Genomic DNA, 18,634 nt, shown 5'->3' on the forward strand with positions numbered 1-18,634 from the left:
AAATAGTTTAAGAGCAAGCCTGATGAAGTTAAAATACCTAATGCCTATCTTTGCGACAGTATCAACAATTGCCCATGCCGACCTGCCCCTTACGGTAGAGGATTTAACAACGGACAAAAACCGTTTTAAATTAGATACATCGCTTAGTTATTATAACCAAAGCCAAACCAGTCTGGCTCCGCAGACTTATGGCATGGCGGACTTGGGTAATGGGCGTGTTATTATCTTGCCAGCACCAGCGGCAGAAAATAACAGCAATACCGATATGTTGATTGTGGGTGCAGGTTTGCGTTATGGCATCAGTGATTCTTGGGAGGTGGGGGTGCGAGGCAATTTTGTGCATACCACAGAGCGTTATACCATAGACCAAAAGCCCAATCAGAGCAACAATCGTTTTTTGCAAGACATTTATCTTGGCATGCAATACAGCTTTAAGGATAACAAAAAATTCCCCGACAGCCTATTATTTGCCGAAATTTCTGCCTATGATAACACCCAAGGTTTGCGATCAAAATCAGGCTCATCGGTTCTGGTGGGTGGCACGGTTTATACCATCAATGATCCGATTGTATTAAGCTTGACAGGCTCTTATCAATACAACGGCAATCGCAAAACATTGCATAACACAGCGGTTGATTTGGGCGATGTGCTGGCGATAAATGGAGTTGTTGGTTTCGCTGTTAATCCTGATATCACATTGACTGGTGGCGTGGGCATACAATACAAAAAAGCCGATAACTTTGAAGATATGGGGCAAATATCACACAACCAAACACAGACCTTGTTAAATCTTGGCATGGCGTATGCTTTATCAGCCAGAAGTAATTTGACCGCCAATGTACGCACCAATATTTCAGGTGGTAATAATAGCACGCTATCACTGGGCATTACAACCAAACTTGGGGCATTGCCACCGCCTTTGTCAGAAAAATACCGCCAATCAAATAAATAATGAAATATTGTCAAATTTTGGGCATGGCTTTTGTTGCATTTGGGCAAGTTGGTTATGCCAGTACAATAAACAGTCCTTATTCCGCCCAAATTTTTTCAAGCCATACCACCTTTAAGGACAGGCGAGATGCCAACATCACCAAACAAGACTTGGACTATTCTTGTGGGGCATCTTCTTTGTCTACCATTTTAACTTACTTTTATAATCAGCCGACAACAGAAGCTCAAATTTTGGAAGATATGGCATTGGATAACATGATGTCATCTTTTTTGGATTTGGCACAGGTTAGCGAAAAATACGGCTTTGTTGGGCGTGGGCTTTTGATGGATTATGAGACACTTTCCCAAATCAAAATCCCTGCCATTGTCTATCTTAATCACAAAAGAAGCGACCATTTTAGCGTGGTGCGAGCGATTGACAGCACTCATGTTTATTTGGCGGATTCAAGTATGGGCAATAGAATATTAACCAAAAAACAATTTGAAAAAATGTGGCTTGCTGCTGATAACACCAGCAAAGACAACAACACCAAAGGCAAAGTGCTGCTGATACTGCCAACAACAGACAAACAAAAACAACTAAGTAATGTCAATTTTACCACCATTACCCAAACTCAATCTTTATTAAAAGAAACCACTTATTTTTTAGAAATTTTTTATAATACATGCACTGCCAAGTTGGCAGCGTTTTTCTTTATCAAGCAATAGTGCTGATTGAGTTAAACCTTTAGTGATTGCCAAATGGGGCTAATGCACAAACAACGCCCAAGCTGGAACAAAATCAAATGATTGACTTAATTATTTATTATTTCATTGCCATCTGTTATAATCATCAACAATATCACAATTTTTAGTTATCAATTATGGAGTAACTTATGAGCATGGCAACACAACAAGGCAAAATGTGGCTTGATGGGGCATTGGTTGAGCAACCAGATGCCAAAGTTCATGTGCTGACCCACAGTTTGCATTATGGTTTGGCGGTATTTGAGGGCGTGCGTGCTTACCAAACTCCCGATGGCCGCACGGCAATTTTTCGCCTACAAGAACATACCGAACGCCTGCTAAATTCAGCAAAAATCTTTCAGCTTAATGTTCGCTACAGCTTTGATGAGCTGGTACAAGCCCAAAAAGATGTTGTTCGGCTAAATGGGTTGGCGTCGGCATATATTCGCCCTTTGATTTGGGTTGGTTCTGAAAAACTGGGCATCGCTGCCAAAGACAATACCATTCATGCAGCGGTAGCAGCGTGGCATTGGGGAGCGTATCTGGGCGAAGAGGGCATCAAAAACGGCATTCGTGTCAAAACCTCAAGCTACACCCATCACCACCCAAATGTTACCATGTGCAAAGCCAAAGCTGCCAGCAACTATCCTGTGTCTATCCTTGCCAATCAAGAAGTAACACGCAATGGCTATGATGAAGCCATCTTGATGGACCCACAAGGCTATGTCTGCCAAGGCTCTGGCGAGAACCTATTTTTGGTAAAAAATGGTGAATTGCACACCCCTGATTTGGCAGGAGGGGCATTGGACGGCATCACTCGCCGCACCATCATTGAGTTTGCACAGGATTTGGGTATTAAGGTGATTGAGCGTCGCATTACTCGTGATGAGTTTTATTTGGCAGATGAAATATTCATGACTGGCACCGCAGCCGAAGTTACACCGATTCGTGAATATGATGACCGCATTATCGGTAAGGGTGGTCGTGGTGAGCTGACCGAACAATTACAAAGTTTGTATTTTGATGTGGTGCAAGGTCGCAACGACAAATACAAACATTGGCTAAGTTTTGTTGATGAGTAATTGATTTTGCAAAAGCGTTTGGGCAACTAAACGCTTTTGTTTCATGCGTGCATTTGGCAATAAATCTGTATCAAAGGAAGTGCTGATGACTGATAAATTTGGCGAGCCATTGCTCAAGCTGCCCGATTATCCAGCAGAGTTTGAATGCTGTGATAGTGGCTGCGGTGAATTTTGTGTGTATGAAATTTATCGTCAGCAAAAACAAGCCTATGACGAGCAGCAGGCACGCCTGCATAAATTTTTGGCAGAAGGTGATATGAATGCTTAATCGCTGATTGCTTGTATAAAAATCTGATGTGCTTGAGATTGTAGCGATATAAAAAAACCTTGTCATCTGACAAGGTTAATATATGGTGGGGACGGAGAGACTCGAACTCTCACACCTCGCGGCGCTGGAACCTAAATCCAGTGCGTCTACCAATTTCGCCACGTCCCCAGTGTTTTGTGGGTGCTATTATAGCGTATTTTTGGAATTTGGCAAGTGTTTTTTTATGAATTTTATTATTTTTTTAATTTCATTCGCTGATTCTTTGGAGAGTGGGGTTTGGCAAGATTATTAATTGCCCAAATAAGCCAAAAGGGGTATAATGACAGAATTTTCGGTTGATTTATGCCCATCAGCTTGGTGTTGATGGGTTTTTCTTGGAATAAATATGCGACATTTTTTATTTGATATTATTTTTACCGCCGTGTGCTTTGTGATAGCGGCATGGTGGGGCTATAGTCAGGGCGGTGTATCTGCCATGTTGATGGCGTTGGGCATTACGGCAATTTTGGCAATTATGGAGGTGTCGTTGTCATTTGACAATGCGGTGGTCAATGCCTCTATTTTAAAAGGCTGGAATGAATTTTGGAAAAAAATCTTTTTGACGGTTGGGATTTTGATTGCAGTCTTTGGTATGCGACTGGTTTTCCCAATTGTCATCGTTGCAGTAACGGCAAATCTGGGCATGATTGAGGTGGTGGATTTGGCATTAAACAACCCAAGTAAATATGCCGAACATCTAAACGCTCATCATGAGGAAATTTCCGTTTTTGGCGGTATGTTTTTGTTGCTCGTGTTTTTGAAGTTCATGTTTAGTGACAAGGACATTCATTGGTTTGGCTGGCTGGAATCTCGCTTAGTTAGATTTAGCAAGGTTGATGCCATGAGTGTTTTTGTGGCGTTGGCGGTATTAATGGTGGCAGTTGGATTGGTCGAAGAAACAAAACAGGCTGCGATTTTGACCGCTGGCATTTGGGGGATTTTGGTATATCTGGGCGTGAGCGTTTTGTCGACTTTGCTAGAAGGCGAGAGCCATGATGACGAAGTGGTGTATGATGCCAAGGGCAATGTCATCACCAATACCGCAGGTGTGTCGCCAGTTATCCTAAAAGGCGGCGTGGCAGGGTTTTTGTATCTTGAGGTATTGGACGCATCGTTTAGTTTTGATGGGGTGATTGGTGCTTTTGCCATCACCAATGATGTTATCATCATCATGCTGGGGCTTGCCATTGGTGCGATGTTTGTGCGTTCGATGACGATTTATTTGGTTGAAAAAGGCACGCTTAGCGAATTTGTCTATCTGGAACATGGGGCACATTATGCCATCGGTGCATTGGCGGTGATTATGCTGCTGTCGGTCAAGGTGTCGGTGCCAGAGATTATCACAGGCTTAATTGGCGTTACTTTGATTGTTTGGTCGGTGTTTAATTCTATTGCTTATAATAAACGGCACGCCAATAAGTAGCTCAATCATCACCCAAAACCACTTCGGCTCTATGAGCTTGGTGTGGTTTTTGTTTGCTGGTTGTTTATTTGGCTTTGATGAATAATCAGCTTTTATTAAAATTACAATAAAGACAGATTGTAAAAATATAGATTAACAGGCTAAAAATGTGATGGTTGGTAACTGGCTGGCGGTATTGTTGGCATCAGAAAACTGTTATTTTTAAAATTTGGCATAAATTTCGCCAAAGTAGCCAAGCAAATCATTTTGGTCAGTGATGGCGTCAATCTTGCATGATTTGGCATGATCAAAAGATATGATAATATTGAATCGTTTAAATATCGCCGAAATGCAACATCATCAGTGCAGACTGGCTGCTGCAAAACGAACCACTTGACCGACAATGATGATGGCAGGTGCGTTTAGTTTGGCTGCGTCTTTTTTGGCGACAATATCTGACAATGTGCCGATGACAACCTCTTGGGTGGGCAGGCTGGCATGGCAGACGATGGCGACTGGTGTGCTGCTTGGCAGACCTGAGGCAATTAGGCTTTCGCTGATTTTTTCAAGAGCGTGCAGACCCATATAAAAGACCAAAGTTTCGTCAGGGTGGTAGGTGCTTTTTAGCCCGTCAAAACTGGCATCGGACTGGTAGCAACCTGTCAAAAATCGCACCGAAGTTGCAACGCCACGATGGGTAAGCGGAATGCCAGCATAGCTACCAGCTGCCAAGGCTGCGGTAATGCCACTGACAATTTGGCAGTCAATGCCAGCATCACGGCAGGCAAGCATTTCCTCGCCACCTCGCCCAAAAATCAGCGGATCGCCACCTTTTAGCCGCAAGACGCGATGACCCTGCTTGGCATAAGTGATCAGCAGGTTGTTGATCTCTTCTTGGGTTTTTGCATGGTCTTTGCGTTTTTTGCCGACAAAGATTTTTTGGCTATCACGGCGACACAGTGCCAAAATCTCTGGGCTAACCAGTGCATCATACAGTACAATGTCTGCCTGCTGCATCAAGCGTAGAGCCTTGAACGTGAGTAGGTCAGGGTTGCCTGCACCTGCACCAACAATATAAACCTCGCCAGATTTTTTGCCTTGATTGATAAAGCGATTTAGCTCGTCAGGCAGATTATCAATGTGTTCATCATTCAAGCCACGCTGAAAAATTGACTCCCAAAAATAACGCCGCTCGGTGATGGTTGGTAGGGTGTTTTTGACGGCTTCACGAAAATCACCTGCTTTTTTGGCAAGCCTCCCTAGATAGCTTGGTAGGGTGCTTTCAATTTTGGCACGAATCAGCCGTGCCAGCACAGGTGCTGTGCCATTGCTTGAAATGCCGATGACCACAGGATTTCTATCAACGATGGCTGGGAAAATAAAATCGCACAATTTGGGCGTATCAACAACATTAATAGCGACACCATGAGCCTTGGCGGCGGCATGGACAGCTTGATTGACTGCATTATCATCGGTGGCACAGATGACTAAGGCAGGATTGTGCTGGCTGATGTCATTATCATCAAAAGATTTTTTGATGGCTTGATGGTGTTTTTCGTTTAAAAAATTTAAAAACTCTTCATTAAAATTTTTGGCAATAACGATGAGTTTGGCATCTGCCTGATTTATAAGCAATGCCTTGCGATAGGCAACATCACCACCGCCAATAATTAGGACGGTTTTATTTTTTAGCTTAAAAAACAGTGGTAGAGTATTCATACAAGGCTTGATTATTTTAAAAAATTTAACAGAGTATTAACTAAATAATGGCAATCTGCTGACTGATTCGCCATCATAGCCCGTTGCCAAATCTTGCAAAGTCTTGCTTAAAATTGGCAACTGCTCTTTTTGAATGATAAAAGCGTCAGCACCTGATTTGACAAAATAATTCGCCTGATCAAGTGCAAAATCCCCTGCAACAATCACCTCGCCAGCAAAACTTTGATGTCTGGCATGGCGAATTAGGCTAAATACTCGCCCATCGGCAAAGTTACTGACATGAAAAACCAGCACCGATTGCTCACCGATGGCAGCCGTAATATCCTCAAGCGTATTATCGGCGGTTAGGGCGTGTTCGCTGTTATAATCATCGACAGTCTGGGTGCGAGCATCGGCATAAACTTTAATAAGATCCATGATAGTCCTTGTGGTTTAGTTATAAACGGCAGCTTTAAACGGTGCAATGCCCAATCTTTCAACAGCTTGAGCGAAACTTTCGATATGATCATCGCTTTCAATGCGTTCGTTTTTGTAGACATTGACAATGGTGGCGATGGTGCTGGCAACTTCATCGGCGGCAACGGCACGACCGAGAATTTGACCCAGCTTGGCATTTTCTCCAGAGTTGCCACCAAGGCTGATTTGGTACCAATGTTCGCCCTTTTTGTCCACGCCAAGAATGCCAATATCGCCAACATGGTGATGGGCACAGGCATTCATACAGCCTGACATATTCAGACGAATATCGCCTAGGTCGTATAGGTAATCCAAATCATCAAACTGCTTTTCGATGGACTCGGCAATGTTGTGCGTTGTGGCATTTGCCAAAGCACAATAATCAAATCCAGGGCAAACAATCATATCGGTTAGGGTGCCGATATTTGCTCGTGCCAAGTTTAACTCGCTAAGTGCTTGCCATAATTGGTACAAATCACTGATTTTGACATCGCTTAATACCAAGTTTTGCTGGTGCGTGGCACGGATTTCGCCCAGACTGTATTTATCCGCAAGCTCCGCCAAAGCAAACATTTGCTTATCGGTAATATCACCTGCTGGCACATAGCGACCATCAACCACGCCAGCTTTTAGTGAGATGATTACCGCCTTGTAGCCATTAACCTTATGGGCGACCGTGTTGTGTTGATACCAGTTGTTAAAATCTGTATTTTGCAAAAACTGCTGTAGCGTTTCTTGGGCGGTCAGTGTGTCAATGCTTTCATACGCAGGCTCGCTAAAATAGCTTTGGGCTTTGGCAAAATGGGCATCGCTCAAGGTCAGCTCGCCATCTTTGCTGGCTTGCCATGCTTGTTCAACTTTTTCGGCAAAAACCTCTTTGCCCAGACTTTCGACCAAGATTTTAATTCGTGCTTTGTATTTATTATCACGGCGACCTTCAAGATTATAGACACGCAAGATGGCATCAAGATAACTTAACAAATGACGGCGTGGCAAAAATTCATTGATAACCTTGCCGATGATTGGCGTGCGACCCAAGCCGCCACCGACCAAAACCTCAAAGCCAATTTCGCCATCTTTTTCGACCAAGTGCAGACCAATATCATGCACCTGTGTGGCGGCACGGTCAGCCTTTGTGCCGATGACGGCGATTTTGAATTTGCGAGGCAAAAAAGCAAATTCAGGGTGGAAGGTACTCCATTGACGAATAATCTCGCAATATGGGCGAGGGTCGGCGATTTCATCAGCATGGATACCTGCATAAGGGTCGGTGGTGGTGTTGCGGATACAGTTGCCAGAGGTCTGAATGGCGTGCATCTGATTGGCAGCCAGCTTGGCAAGAATGTCAGGAACTTCAGCCAGCTCAACCCAGTTCAGCTGCATATTGGTACGCGTGGTAAAATGCCCATAGCCCTTGTCATAATCACGAGCGATTTCGGCCAAGCACCGCAGCTGCTGACTTGACATTAAGCCATAAGGAATGGCGATACGCAACATCGGTGCATGACGCTGAATGTACAAGCCGTTTTGGAGGCGTAAAGGCAAAAATTGCTCCTCTGGCAATTGTCCTGCCAAAAAACGCTCAGTCTGATCGCGAAACTGTGCAACTCGTTCATCAACCAATTTTTGATCGGCATAGCTGTATTGATACATTGTTAATCCTTTGGCTTAATGCTAATGGGAGCTTTTTGTTGTAGCTATTTATGAATATGACGCACCATGTTAAGCGGTGCTGACAAAAATTTAAAATGCAAAAATGGAATATCGCCCAGTGGTTTGGGGATATGCTGTGCTATTTGGGGCTTTGCTGGCGGTGATGATGGTGCTAGGGCTGACGCAGCCACAAACTTTGGCACAGAAGTTGATATTGTATAACTGATTTGACAGAATTTCAAACAGCAAAATGCCCAGCAAGATAAAATTTTAAAATTAGGTTTTAAAATTAGGTTTTGAAATTAGGTTTTGAAATTAGGTTTTGAAATTAGGTTTTGAAATTAGGTTTTGAAAATGGGTTTTGAAAATGGGTTTTGAAAATGGGTTTTGAAAATGGGTTTTGAAAATGGGTTTTGAAAATGGGTTTTGAAAATGGGTTTTGAAAATGGGTTTTGGCATTTGTATAGATAAATTTATGGCAATTTCAACAAAGCCAATTTGCAACCCTGCAACCATGTTTGTGATTTGATTGATTAGAAAAACCACAGCAAACAAGCAATAACTTGTTTGCTGTATTTGGCTGTTTATTCCGTCCCAAACTCTAAGCGTTTTTTGGCAAAAAATCGTTCCAGTCTGTCCATGGCATCTTCCAAATCGCTTAAATTCGGCAAAAACACCACACGGAAATGGTCTGGCAAATCCCAGTTAAATCCCGTGCCTTGTACCATCAGTACTTTTTCTTCGATGAGCAGTTCCATCATAAATTTCATGTCGTCATCAATAGGATAGACGCTGCGGTCGATTTTGGCAAAGCAATAAAACGCTCCTTTTGGCAAGGTGCAGCTGATGCCTTTGATGGCGTTTAGCCTGTTGACTGCCAAATCTCGCTGCTTGCACAATCTGCCTGTGGGGGCGGTGAGTGCTTGCATGGATTGGTAGCCGCCCATCGCTGTTTGAATGGCGTATTGTGCTGGCGTGTTGGCACACAGTCGCATACTGGCAAGCATGGTCAAGCCTTCGATAAAGTCTTGGGCGTGGTCTTTTTTGCCTGACAGCATCAGCCAGCCAGAGCGATAGCCTGCAATGCGGTGAGATTTTGACAGACCGTTGTAGGTCAGTACCAAGCAGTCGTTGCTGATGGTGCACATGGGGATATGTACCGCATCATCGTACAAAATGCGGTCATAAATCTCATCTGCCATGATGACCAGATTGTGTTTTTTGGCAATATCGGCGATGGCTCGCAAGGTATGCTCTGGATAGACAGCACCTGTTGGATTGTTTGGATTAATGATGACAATGCCTTTGGTGGCAGGGGTGATTTTGCTTTGTATGTCTGCCAAATCAGGCTGCCAGTCATCTTCTTCTTTGCAGCGATAATGCACCGCCTTGCCACCTGCCAAATTGGTTGCTGCCGTCCACAGGGGGTAGTCTGGCATTGGGATTAGCACCTCATCACCATCATCAAGCAGTGCCTGCATGGTCATGACAATCAGCTCGCTGACCCCATTGCCGATATAAACATCACCAACATCAGTGGCACTGACCAAGCCTTTGGCTTGATAGTATTGCAGTACGGCTTTGCGAGCAGCAAAAATCCCTTGTGAATCCGAATAGCCCGAGGCCTCAGGCAGGTTCATCGCCACATCACGGACTATCTCTTCAGGTGCCAGCAGTCCAAAAGGGGCAGGGTTGCCAATGTTTAGCTTGATGATACGCTGACCTTCTGCCTCCATGCGGTTGGCAGTTTGTAGCAGCTCGCCACGAATGTCATAGCAAACATTGGCAAGTTTGTTGGATTTTTTGAGTAAAACTGGTTCGGACATGGACTGTTCTCGCAGGTGGGTGGGGTGGGTTTGGGTGTGCCTGCCAGAGGCTGGCTGTGTTGATGCGTTGTGCTGATTGGGGGTGGTATTATAAGTTGTGCCAGTCAGCAGGTAGCTTTCGTCAATTTGTAATGCCGCTGCCAATGCAGGAAGTTTGCTGATGACAATGCCATTTTTGCCACACTCCCAATTGGCAATCGCACCACGACTGACAGGCGTGCCAAGTGCAGCCATTTTGTCAGCAAGTTCTTGGGCTGACAGGCCAAGTGCCTTGCGTCTGTTTTTTAGGCGTATGCCTTGAGATTTGGCGGTTTGCTTTGTATTATTCATAAGGGAGATTGTGAAATTTTTGCTGATTATATGCCAAGTGGTGCTAGATTGCAAGTTATTCTATACGAAATTGAGCTAATTTTATTTATTTTTAATCTGATTTATGGATTTTTGATGAAATTTTGATATTTTGCAAGAAATAGTTGCAAGATGATTGAATTTTATTCGGCAGACTTGCTATCGTGTGGTGTTGGTGTTTTTATTATATTGCAGCATAGATTGGGAGTGTGATATGATTGAGCGATATTTTAAAAATATATTTTATGTAGGGCAGGGATTTTGTGGCTAACAAGGAAGTATAAACATGAATAGCATGACAAAAATCAAAAAGAATTTTTCTTGGTTTTATTATTGTAAGTCCACAGCGTTAATTGTACCGATTTTGTTTCTATTTTTGGAAGAACAGCTGGGGCTGACAGTTGCTGATATTTTATTGATTTCGGGGATTTATTATCTTTTGCCGATGATTTTTGAACTGCCATTTGGTATGTTGGCAGATAAGTTTGGGCAAAAAAAGATATTATCGCTGGGTCTTATTTTGCAAATCATCTCTTGTGCTGTCTTGATTTTTATTGATTCTGTTTTGGCTTATCATTTGTATCTAATCAGCATAGCTGTTGCCCAGTGTTGTTATTCTGGGGCGGATATGGCATTAGTAAAAAGTGCCTTTGTTGCCAATCACAAAAGCAACACTGAGTTTAAAAATTTTGTCATTGACTTAGAATCTCGGTTTTATTTTATTGGTATTTTATTTTTAATTATTGGCTGTATCGCTTATTTTTTCGCCCCAAAACTTGCTTTTGTATTACAAATCATCTTGTTCGCAACTGGGCTGCTTTTTTGCAAAAACTGCCAGAATGTGGCAAATTTATTGCCAAACAATCTATCTTAAGCCAAATTACCCAAGAGAAAAACAGGTTAAAATTAGTCATTGGCTTTACGCTTATGAATAAAGCATATCTTGCTATTTGGTTGATTGGGGTAATTTTTGGTTCAGTGGTGCTAATCAACCATAAGACAATCCAGTCGCAGATTGCAAGTCTGGGGCAGTTTAATGTGCTTATCACGCTTGGGGTGAGTTTTGTTTTGGGTAATATTGCCTCATCTTTGGGTGCGAAATATTTTTTAAAATTTTGCCAAAAAATGCCAAATTTTCAGCGACAGCTGGCTGTTCTGATTGTGCTATTTGCTGTTTCTTATGCACTGTTATCAACAAGTGATTGGTTTATTTTGGGATTTTTGTTGCTGTGCGTTTTTAAGGCAAGTTTTCGACCGTTTATTTCAGCTGAGCTGACCAACCGCATACCATTTCAAGAATCCATCGCTACTGCTTTGTCAATGCTCGGGCTATTTACTGCTGTCATCACAAGCCTTATACATATTGGTGTGTCTTTTTTCTACCAAGATGTTGTATATGGCAATTGGTTGGTGTTGGCTGTTGCTTCTGCTTTGCTTGTCGTTTTGTTTGTGATACAGTATAAATCTCAACCAAATTGGTCTTTTGTTGTTTCAAAAAATCCACTCACCAAAAAAATCAACGCAATATCATACGAGGACAATCAGCTTTATTTTGACCAAGTATATCCAACAGAGCATAAAGATTCTTTGGTTGGTAGCGTTGATTATGCCAATTGGTATTTTAATGCTACAGATGAATTGAAAATCATCAATAAAAATAATCAGGTGATTCTAAGAGCTGCCTACTATGGGTCTGTGCATCTTTCGGACATACAAGATGGCTCCAAAATTTATGAGTACTGCGATAAAATTTTAAGCTCATTTAAGAATTTGGGTATGCAAAACGGCACCATGCTCAAGCATTATAGATTGGCTCAGCTGCCAACCATACAAGAGATTTTTCATGATCAAAAGAATATAAAGATTATCAATAATTTCTTAACAAAAACCATCATACATGGCGATCTACACCCTGACAATATCATGGTGCTTGGCGACGATGCAAAGATAATAGATTGGGATTTGTCTGGCGTTGGTTATTATTGGTTTGATGTTTTGACTTTATTATCGCACCCTAGGAACAATATTGACACAAAAGATATGTTTGTTCTGTTAAATAAATATTTAGTAGAACTTGATGATGAGCAATGGCTTGGGATTTTAATGGAGTTTGTTTTATTTAAAAAGGAGCAGTTATTAAAATTTTCCAAATTTGATAAAAAATTGCAAAAATTATCAGAAGACTATATGGACAAATGGAGATATTTTAATGAGCTGCTTATTGCAAATAACGACAAAATGTAGTGCCAAGTGCCAACATTGTCAATGTTATGATGGAAAAATTTGACACGCAGATTGTTTTAAACAAAGCTGCATCTAGTCATGAGGATTTAATTTAATGGCTGATATGCTACGACAAATTGGCTTTTGGCGTGTTGATTTTGATTTATTGGCAAGTTAAACTGTCAAATGATGGCATTTGTTATTTCATTTTAAAACAGGAGATGAAATTGCGTCATGAAAATTTTGGATAAGAAAACCATTCATGCGATGAGTGAGGCTGATTGGCAGCACAGGCTAGATGCCTTGTCGTATCATGTGCTACGGCAGCAGGGTACGGAGCGAGCGTTTACAGGTGCTTATACCGATACGACACTGGCAGGAGTGTATCGCTGCAAGGGTTGCCATACGCCGCTGTTTGATAGTCGTGCCAAATTTCATTCAGGCTGTGGCTGGCCGAGTTTTGATGCCGTGATTGCCGATGATGCGGTTGATGAGCGACTGGACTTATCGCATGGTATGCAGCGTACAGAGGTTGTGTGTCATCACTGTGGTGGGCATTTGGGTCATGTGTTTGATGATAATGTTGTTACTGATACAGGGCTGCGTTATTGTATCAACTCGGCAGCTTTGCTATTGGACGCCAATGACAAGGCAGGCGTGTGATACTACTGGGCTTGGGTGATTTTCTTGGCATTTGCCAAAAATATTTTGCTAATGTCTAGCTTTTTTGTATTTTTTTGTATATAATAACCAAAATCTACAACGAGCGAGTGATTATGAAGACTTTTAACTTTATCTTAGCAGTAACGCAAGGATAAGTTATTTGTTTTAATCATTCGCTTTTTTGTGGGCGATTTTTGCCAATTGATTGGTATTTGAGCGAGTTTTCGCAAAAAAATTTTATCCAAAATTTGGCAAATTTTATTTTATATTTAATAATTATTTATATTTAATAATAAATTTGGGGCAGATTCATGAACGCTCAAGCAACCCAAAAGGCGATTTTGGCACTGGCTGATGGTACGATTTTTCGTGGTATAAGCATTGGTGCAGCGGGCAGTACGGTCGGTGAGGTGGTATTTAATACAGCCATGACAGGCTACCAAGAAATTTTGACCGATCCAAGCTATGCAGGGCAGATGGTTACGCTGACCTATCCGCATATTGGCAACACGGGGTGCAATGACGAAGATGTGGAGTCAGGTCGGCAGCACAAAGTTTGGGCAACGGGTCTGATTATTCGTGATTTGCCATTATTGCACAGCAATTTTCGTGCCACAACTTCTTTGTCAGAATATCTGCAAGCCCAGCAGGTTGTTGCGATTGCCGATATTGACACACGCCGCCTGACAACCTTGCTACGCAACACAGGTGCACAAAATGGCTGTATTATGACAGCAGATGCCGATGGGCAGATTGATGAAGCACGGGCGGTGGCACTTGCCAAAGCGGCACCGTCAATGAAGGGTCAGGATTTGGCAAAAGTATGCTGCGATCAAGAGGGCTATGAATGGACAGAAGGCTCATGGCAGCTTGCCCATGATGGACGCAATGGCAAAACAAGCCAAACTGGCGGTCGTTTTCGCCAATTGACTGTAGATATTGAGCAAAAATACCGCATTGTTGCTTATGATTTTGGCGTAAAGACCAACATTTTGCGTATGCTGGTGGATAGAGGTTGTCATGTAACGGTTATGCCTGCAACCACGCCAATCGAGCAAGTACTGGCACACAATCCAGATGGGATTTTTTTGTCCAACGGCCCTGGCGATCCAGAGCCATGCGTCTATGCCATCGAAGCGATTCGTCATATTATTACCAAGACTGATATCCCTGTATTTGGCATCTGTCTTGGGCATCAGTTGCTTGCTTTGGCAAGTGGGGCAAAAACTTTAAAAATGAAATTTGGCCATCATGGAGCGAACCACCCTGTACAAAATCTTGCTGATGGGACGGTGATGATCACCAGCCAAAATCATGGGTTCTGCGTTGATGAATCAAGCTTGCCTGCCAATGTTAAGCCTACGCATCGTTCATTGTTTGACGGCTCTAATCAAGGCATTGAGCTGACGGATCACCCTGCATTTAGTTTCCAAGGACACCCCGAAGCCAGCCCCGGCCCTCATGATTGTAGCGTGTTGTTTGATAGATTTGTGTGTGAGATTGAGAAGTCTAAGGCGTAAAATATCAGCAAAGTACGAGCGTTCGTACTTTGCGTTTCTTTATGTTTTGGGCTAATTTTAAGATATTGCCTTCTTTACTTCATAACGGCTCAAAAATAAAAGTAATTTATATTGCCCTGCCTGATATAAAGATTTGATTAACTTACCAATTTATAGATTTTAACCAGCAAAATCAAACAAACAAGCCAAATGGTCAGCAGTCAAATAAGCAGCTTGTAATGGCTTTTTAATTCATTTGATATTAAATTTAAAAAGAGAGAAATCCTATGCCAAAACGCAATGATATAAAATCCATTCTCATCATTGGGGCAGGTCCGATTGTGATTGGGCAAGCCTGTGAATTTGACTATTCAGGAGCTCAGGCTTGCAAGGCCTTAAAAGAAGAGGGCTATCGAGTTATCTTGGTGAACTCAAATCCTGCGACCATCATGACCGATCCTACGATGGCAGATGCAACTTATATCGAGCCGATCACTTGGCAGACTGTCGAGGGGATTATTGCCAAAGAGCGTCCTGATGCGATTTTGCCAACGATGGGTGGGCAGACGGCACTGAACTGTGCATTGGATTTGGATAAGCATGGAGTGCTTGCCAAATATGGCTGCGAGCTAATCGGTGCTACCAAAGAAGCCATCGAAAAGGCAGAAGATCGCGAGCTGTTTGATAAAGCGATGAAAAAAATCGGACTGGAATGTCCGCGTGCTGATGTGGCAGAGACGATGGAACAGGCGTTGGAGATTCAGGCACGATTTGGCTTTCCTGTGATTATTCGTCCATCTTTTACGATGGGCGGCTCTGGCGGTGGTATTGCTTATAATCGTGAAGAATTTATTGAAATCTGCGAGCGAGGTTTTGATTTATCACCAACCCATCAGCTGCTTATTGACGAGAGTTTAATCGGCTGGAAAGAGTACGAGATGGAGGTGGTGCGTGATAAAAATGACAACTGTATCATCGTTTGCTCTATTGAAAACTTTGACCCAATGGGCGTGCATACAGGCGATAGCATCACTGTTGCCCCTGCTCAGACGCTTACTGACAAAGAATATCAGCTAATGCGTAACGCCTCTATTGCTGTTTTGCGTGAGATTGGTGTTGAGACAGGTGGCTCTAATGTGCAATTTGGTATCAATCCACAAAATGGCCGCATGGTGGTGATTGAGATGAATCCGCGTGTCAGCCGTTCATCGGCACTGGCATCAAAAGCGACAGGATTTCCAATTGCCAAAATCGCCGCCAAACTTGCGGTGGGCTATACGCTTAATGAGCTAAAAAATGACATTACAGGTGGCAAGACGCCAGCATCATTTGAGCCGTCTATTGATTATGTCGTTACCAAATTGCCTCGTTTTAATTTTGAAAAATTCCCACAAGCGGAAAATACCCTAACCACACAGATGAAATCTGTGGGCGAGGTGATGGCAATTGGTCGCAATTTCCAAGAATCTATGCAAAAAGCACTACGTGGACTTGAGACGGGAGCGACAGGCTTTGATGAGGTGATTGAGCTTGAGGGTAGGGCAGATGAAGAAATCACCAGCGAAATCAAAAACCGCCTAAGCATTCCAACACCAGAGAGAATTTTCTATTTGGCGGAGGCGTTTCGTCATGGCATGGGTATTGATGAAGTGTTTGAATATACCAAGATTGATAAATGGTTCTTGGTGCAGATTGAGGATATTGTCAAGACCGAAAATCACATCAAAACACTTGGGCTTAGTGATTTGACTGCTGATAATGTTCGTCAATTTAAGCGAAAAGGCATGAGTGATTTACGCATTGCCAATTTGATGGGTATCAGCCAAAAACAATTCCGCAAGCAGCGTTGGGGGCTTGGCGTATATCCAGTGTATAAACGCGTGGATACTTGTGCTGCCGAATTTGAAACCTCAACAGCCTATATGTACTCAAGCTATGATGAAGCGTGCGAGGCCAATCCAACCGACAAGGACAAAATCATGGTGATTGGCGGTGGCCCGAACCGTATCGGTCAGGGGATTGAGTTTGATTATTGCTGTGTCCATGCGGCTTTGGCAATGCGTGAAGATGGTTTTGAGACCATCATGGTGAACTGTAACCCAGAGACGGTTTCAACCGATTATGATACTTCTGATCGCTTGTATTTTGAGCCTGTAACCTTAGAAGATGTGCTAGAAATCGTACGCACCGAGAATCCAAAAGGCGTGATTGTGCAGTATGGTGGTCAAACGCCATTAAAACTGGCTCGTTCGCTAGAAGAGGCAGGCGTGCCAATCATCGGCACCAGTCCCGATGCTATTGACCGTGCCGAAGATCGTGAGCGTTTTCAGCGTATGCTTCACCAGTTGGGTCTAAATCAGCCACCAAATGCATTAGCAACCAGCAGCGAAGAGGGGCTGATTAAGGCACAAGGCGTTGGCTATCCTTTGGTGGTGCGTCCTTCTTATGTATTGGGCGGTCGTGCGATGGAGATTGTTTATAACGAAGATGAACTAAAACGCTATTTGCGTGAGGCGGTACAGGCTTCCAATGAAGCACCAGTTTTGCTGGATAGATTTTTGGACGATGCCATCGAGGTCGATGTGGATTGTGTATCAGATGGCAAAGATGTGGTGATTGGCGGCATCATGCAGCACATTGAACAAGCAGGGGTGCATTCTGGCGACTCTGCCTGTAGCTTGCCGCCGTATTCGCTAAGCGATAAAATCCAAAATCAAATTCGCGAGCAGACCATTGCCATGGCAAAAGAGCTGGGCGTAGTTGGTCTGATGAATGTGCAGTATGCCGTCAAGGATAACACTGTCTATATTCTTGAGGTGAATCCGCGTGCCAGCCGCACCGTGCCTTTTGTTTCAAAGTGCATTGGTGTATCACTGGCAAAAGTTGCTGCACGCTGTATGGCAGGCAAGTCGCTTGTCGAACAGGGCTTTGTGAGCGAGATTGTGCCAAAGCATTATTCGGTAAAAGAGGCGGTTTTCCCATTTGCCAAATTCCCGGGCGTTGATCCAATTCTAAGCCCAGAAATGAAATCGACAGGCGAGGTAATGGGTGTTGGCAAGAGCTTTGGCGAGGCATTTTATAAGGCGGTGATTGGCTCAAATGAACGCTTGCCGGGATTGCCAACAGCAGGCGAAGTCAAAAAAGCCTTCTTGTCTGTGCGTGATAGTGATAAGAAAAACTTACCAAAAATTGCCAAACAGTTGGTTGATTATGGCTTTCAATTGGTGGCAACTGGTGGTACACAGCAGGTGCTGATTGAGTCAGGTATTGATTGTGAGCGTATTAATAAGGTCAATGAAGGTCGCCCTCATATTGTAGATATGATTAAAAATGGTGAAATTCATTTGGTGATTAATACCACCGAAGGCAAACGGGCTCAAGAGGATTCATTCTTGATTCGCCGCAGTGCTTTGCAGGCAAAATTGTTCTATGTTACGACAATGAGTGCAGCAGAGGCGATGTGTATGGCGTATCAGGTGAAGCTGCCATTTGCTGTTTATCGTTTGCAGGATTTGCATAATGCATGAATGCAATAGGCTGGCTGATGATACAGCTTACCAAAGGCTAGCCTGATAAACCGTAGCTAATTATAAATATAAGCCCAATCCATCTGATTGGGCTTATGTCATAGACATGAACGCTTGGAGGGTGTTTAAATCCATCGGTTTTCCTTTTTATATATGGAAGTTATTTTGATATTTTCTTTGAAATTATCTCATTTTTATGATAACTATCCAATTTAAAAATCTGATCTGCAAAAATTTTCAGAAATCCCACCG

15 protein-coding genes, 1 tRNA gene and 1 pseudogene are annotated in these 18,634 nt (G+C 43.0%); 11 read left to right on the forward strand and 6 right to left on the reverse strand.

Going from position 1 to position 18,634, the window contains the following annotated elements; translation table 11 throughout:
• Window positions 1–22 precede the first annotated feature (22 nt).
• The 4 genes from EL162_RS05815 (at window position 23) to EL162_RS05830 (ending at window position 3,027) form a co-directional block, all read left to right on the forward strand.
• The gene (locus EL162_RS05815; RefSeq protein ID WP_126330735.1) at window positions 23–952 is read left to right on the forward strand and encodes a transporter; all 930 of its coding nucleotides are present in this window, start codon (window positions 23–25) and stop codon (window positions 950–952) included.
• Entirely contained in the window at window positions 952–1,659 is a 708-nt protein-coding gene (locus tag EL162_RS05820; RefSeq protein WP_126330737.1) for a C39 family peptidase, read from the forward strand. Before EL162_RS05815 ends, EL162_RS05820 begins: the two co-directional genes overlap by 1 nt.
• Before the next feature lie 167 nt (window positions 1,660–1,826).
• Window positions 1,827–2,759 (forward strand): branched-chain amino acid transaminase, encoded by a 933-nt coding sequence (locus tag EL162_RS05825; protein WP_076555321.1) that lies wholly within the window; start codon window positions 1,827–1,829, stop codon window positions 2,757–2,759.
• Between the two features lie 85 nt (window positions 2,760–2,844).
• Window positions 2,845–3,027 carry an oxidoreductase-like domain-containing protein gene (locus tag EL162_RS05830; RefSeq protein ID WP_076555358.1) on the forward strand — a complete coding sequence of 61 codons (183 nt, stop codon included), beginning with the start codon at window positions 2,845–2,847 and terminating at the stop codon, window positions 3,025–3,027.
• 83 nt (window positions 3,028–3,110) lie between these two features.
• Here EL162_RS05830 and EL162_RS05835 read toward each other — a convergent pair.
• Window positions 3,111–3,195, reverse strand: a tRNA-Leu gene (locus tag EL162_RS05835).
• Between the two features lie 217 nt (window positions 3,196–3,412).
• Between EL162_RS05835 and EL162_RS05840 the strand changes: the two genes are divergently transcribed.
• Window positions 3,413–4,489 (forward strand): DUF475 domain-containing protein, encoded by a 1,077-nt coding sequence (locus tag EL162_RS05840; RefSeq protein ID WP_126330739.1) that lies wholly within the window; start codon window positions 3,413–3,415, stop codon window positions 4,487–4,489.
• A gap of 339 nt (window positions 4,490–4,828) precedes the next feature.
• Here EL162_RS05840 and cysG read toward each other — a convergent pair whose 3' ends face one another.
• The 3 genes from cysG to EL162_RS05855 are packed head-to-tail and all read right to left on the reverse strand — an operon-like array spanning window position 4,829 to window position 8,296.
• The gene (gene cysG, locus EL162_RS05845) at window positions 4,829–6,187 is read right to left on the reverse strand and encodes a siroheme synthase CysG (protein ID WP_126330741.1); all 1,359 of its coding nucleotides are present in this window, start codon (window positions 6,185–6,187) and stop codon (window positions 4,829–4,831) included.
• A 36-nt stretch (window positions 6,188–6,223) separates the two neighbouring features.
• Window positions 6,224–6,604 (reverse strand): DUF934 domain-containing protein, encoded by a 381-nt coding sequence (locus EL162_RS05850; RefSeq protein ID WP_126330743.1) that lies wholly within the window; start codon window positions 6,602–6,604, stop codon window positions 6,224–6,226.
• A 15-nt stretch (window positions 6,605–6,619) separates the two neighbouring features.
• Window positions 6,620–8,296 (reverse strand): nitrite/sulfite reductase, encoded by a 1,677-nt coding sequence (locus tag EL162_RS05855; protein WP_126330745.1) that lies wholly within the window; start codon window positions 8,294–8,296, stop codon window positions 6,620–6,622.
• A 103-nt stretch (window positions 8,297–8,399) separates the two neighbouring features.
• Here EL162_RS05855 and EL162_RS10275 point away from each other — a divergent pair, with 103 nt between their 5' ends.
• Complete coding sequence (locus EL162_RS10275; protein ID WP_259772309.1) at window positions 8,400–8,522, forward strand: hypothetical protein; 123 nt, start codon at window positions 8,400–8,402, stop codon at window positions 8,520–8,522.
• Between the two features lie 358 nt (window positions 8,523–8,880).
• Here the strand turns inward: EL162_RS10275 and EL162_RS05860 are convergent, their stop codons facing one another.
• Entirely contained in the window at window positions 8,881–10,122 is a 1,242-nt protein-coding gene (locus EL162_RS05860; protein ID WP_126331686.1) for an aminotransferase class I/II-fold pyridoxal phosphate-dependent enzyme, read from the reverse strand.
• 168 nt (window positions 10,123–10,290) lie between these two features.
• Window positions 10,291–10,452: pseudogene (locus EL162_RS10395) on the reverse strand (aminotransferase class I/II-fold pyridoxal phosphate-dependent enzyme); the annotation flags it as partial.
• 304 nt (window positions 10,453–10,756) lie between these two features.
• On the opposite strand from EL162_RS10395, the gene EL162_RS05865 reads away from it, so the two are divergent.
• From EL162_RS05865 to carB, 5 genes are all read left to right on the forward strand, one after another.
• Window positions 10,757–11,344 (forward strand): MFS transporter, encoded by a 588-nt coding sequence (locus EL162_RS05865; protein WP_126330747.1) that lies wholly within the window; start codon window positions 10,757–10,759, stop codon window positions 11,342–11,344.
• A 53-nt stretch (window positions 11,345–11,397) separates the two neighbouring features.
• Window positions 11,398–12,714 carry a phosphotransferase gene (locus tag EL162_RS05870; RefSeq protein ID WP_126330749.1) on the forward strand — a complete coding sequence of 439 codons (1,317 nt, stop codon included), beginning with the start codon at window positions 11,398–11,400 and terminating at the stop codon, window positions 12,712–12,714.
• 213 nt (window positions 12,715–12,927) lie between these two features.
• Window positions 12,928–13,356, forward strand: a complete 429-nt coding sequence (gene msrB, locus EL162_RS05875; protein ID WP_126330751.1) for a peptide-methionine (R)-S-oxide reductase MsrB — start codon at window positions 12,928–12,930, stop codon at window positions 13,354–13,356.
• A gap of 311 nt (window positions 13,357–13,667) precedes the next feature.
• Complete coding sequence (gene carA / locus EL162_RS05880) at window positions 13,668–14,876, forward strand: glutamine-hydrolyzing carbamoyl-phosphate synthase small subunit (protein WP_126330753.1); 1,209 nt, start codon at window positions 13,668–13,670, stop codon at window positions 14,874–14,876.
• 266 nt (window positions 14,877–15,142) lie between these two features.
• Complete coding sequence (carB, locus tag EL162_RS05885) at window positions 15,143–18,382, forward strand: carbamoyl-phosphate synthase large subunit (protein WP_126330755.1); 3,240 nt, start codon at window positions 15,143–15,145, stop codon at window positions 18,380–18,382.
• Window positions 18,383–18,634 lie beyond the last annotated feature (252 nt).

This window comes from Moraxella cuniculi (assembly GCF_900637105.1).
In the GTDB taxonomy this organism is placed as follows: Bacteria; Pseudomonadota; Gammaproteobacteria; order Pseudomonadales; family Moraxellaceae; genus Moraxella; species Moraxella cuniculi.

Bases quoted from the DNA above. Each gene is read 5' to 3' on its own strand.
- EL162_RS05815 (WP_126330735.1), top strand. From the start codon at position 23: ATGAAGTTAAAATACCTAATGCCTATCTTTGCGACAGTATCAACAATT.
- EL162_RS05820 (WP_126330737.1), top strand. From the start codon at position 952: ATGAAATATTGTCAAATTTTGGGCATGGCTTTTGTTGCATTTGGGCAA.
- EL162_RS05825 (WP_076555321.1), top strand. From the start codon at position 1,827: ATGAGCATGGCAACACAACAAGGCAAAATGTGGCTTGATGGGGCATTG.
- EL162_RS05830 (WP_076555358.1), top strand. From the start codon at position 2,845: ATGACTGATAAATTTGGCGAGCCATTGCTCAAGCTGCCCGATTATCCA.
- EL162_RS05840 (WP_126330739.1), top strand. From the start codon at position 3,413: ATGCGACATTTTTTATTTGATATTATTTTTACCGCCGTGTGCTTTGTG.
- cysG (WP_126330741.1), bottom strand. From the start codon at position 6,187: ATGAATACTCTACCACTGTTTTTTAAGCTAAAAAATAAAACCGTCCTA.
- EL162_RS05850 (WP_126330743.1), bottom strand. From the start codon at position 6,604: ATGGATCTTATTAAAGTTTATGCCGATGCTCGCACCCAGACTGTCGAT.
- EL162_RS05855 (WP_126330745.1), bottom strand. From the start codon at position 8,296: ATGTATCAATACAGCTATGCCGATCAAAAATTGGTTGATGAACGAGTT.
- EL162_RS10275 (WP_259772309.1), top strand. From the start codon at position 8,400: ATGGAATATCGCCCAGTGGTTTGGGGATATGCTGTGCTATTTGGGGCT.
- EL162_RS05860 (WP_126331686.1), bottom strand. From the start codon at position 10,122: ATGTCCGAACCAGTTTTACTCAAAAAATCCAACAAACTTGCCAATGTT.
- EL162_RS05865 (WP_126330747.1), top strand. From the start codon at position 10,757: ATGAATAGCATGACAAAAATCAAAAAGAATTTTTCTTGGTTTTATTAT.
- EL162_RS05870 (WP_126330749.1), top strand. From the start codon at position 11,398: ATGAATAAAGCATATCTTGCTATTTGGTTGATTGGGGTAATTTTTGGT.
- msrB (WP_126330751.1), top strand. From the start codon at position 12,928: ATGAAAATTTTGGATAAGAAAACCATTCATGCGATGAGTGAGGCTGAT.
- carA (WP_126330753.1), top strand. From the start codon at position 13,668: ATGAACGCTCAAGCAACCCAAAAGGCGATTTTGGCACTGGCTGATGGT.
- carB (WP_126330755.1), top strand. From the start codon at position 15,143: ATGCCAAAACGCAATGATATAAAATCCATTCTCATCATTGGGGCAGGT.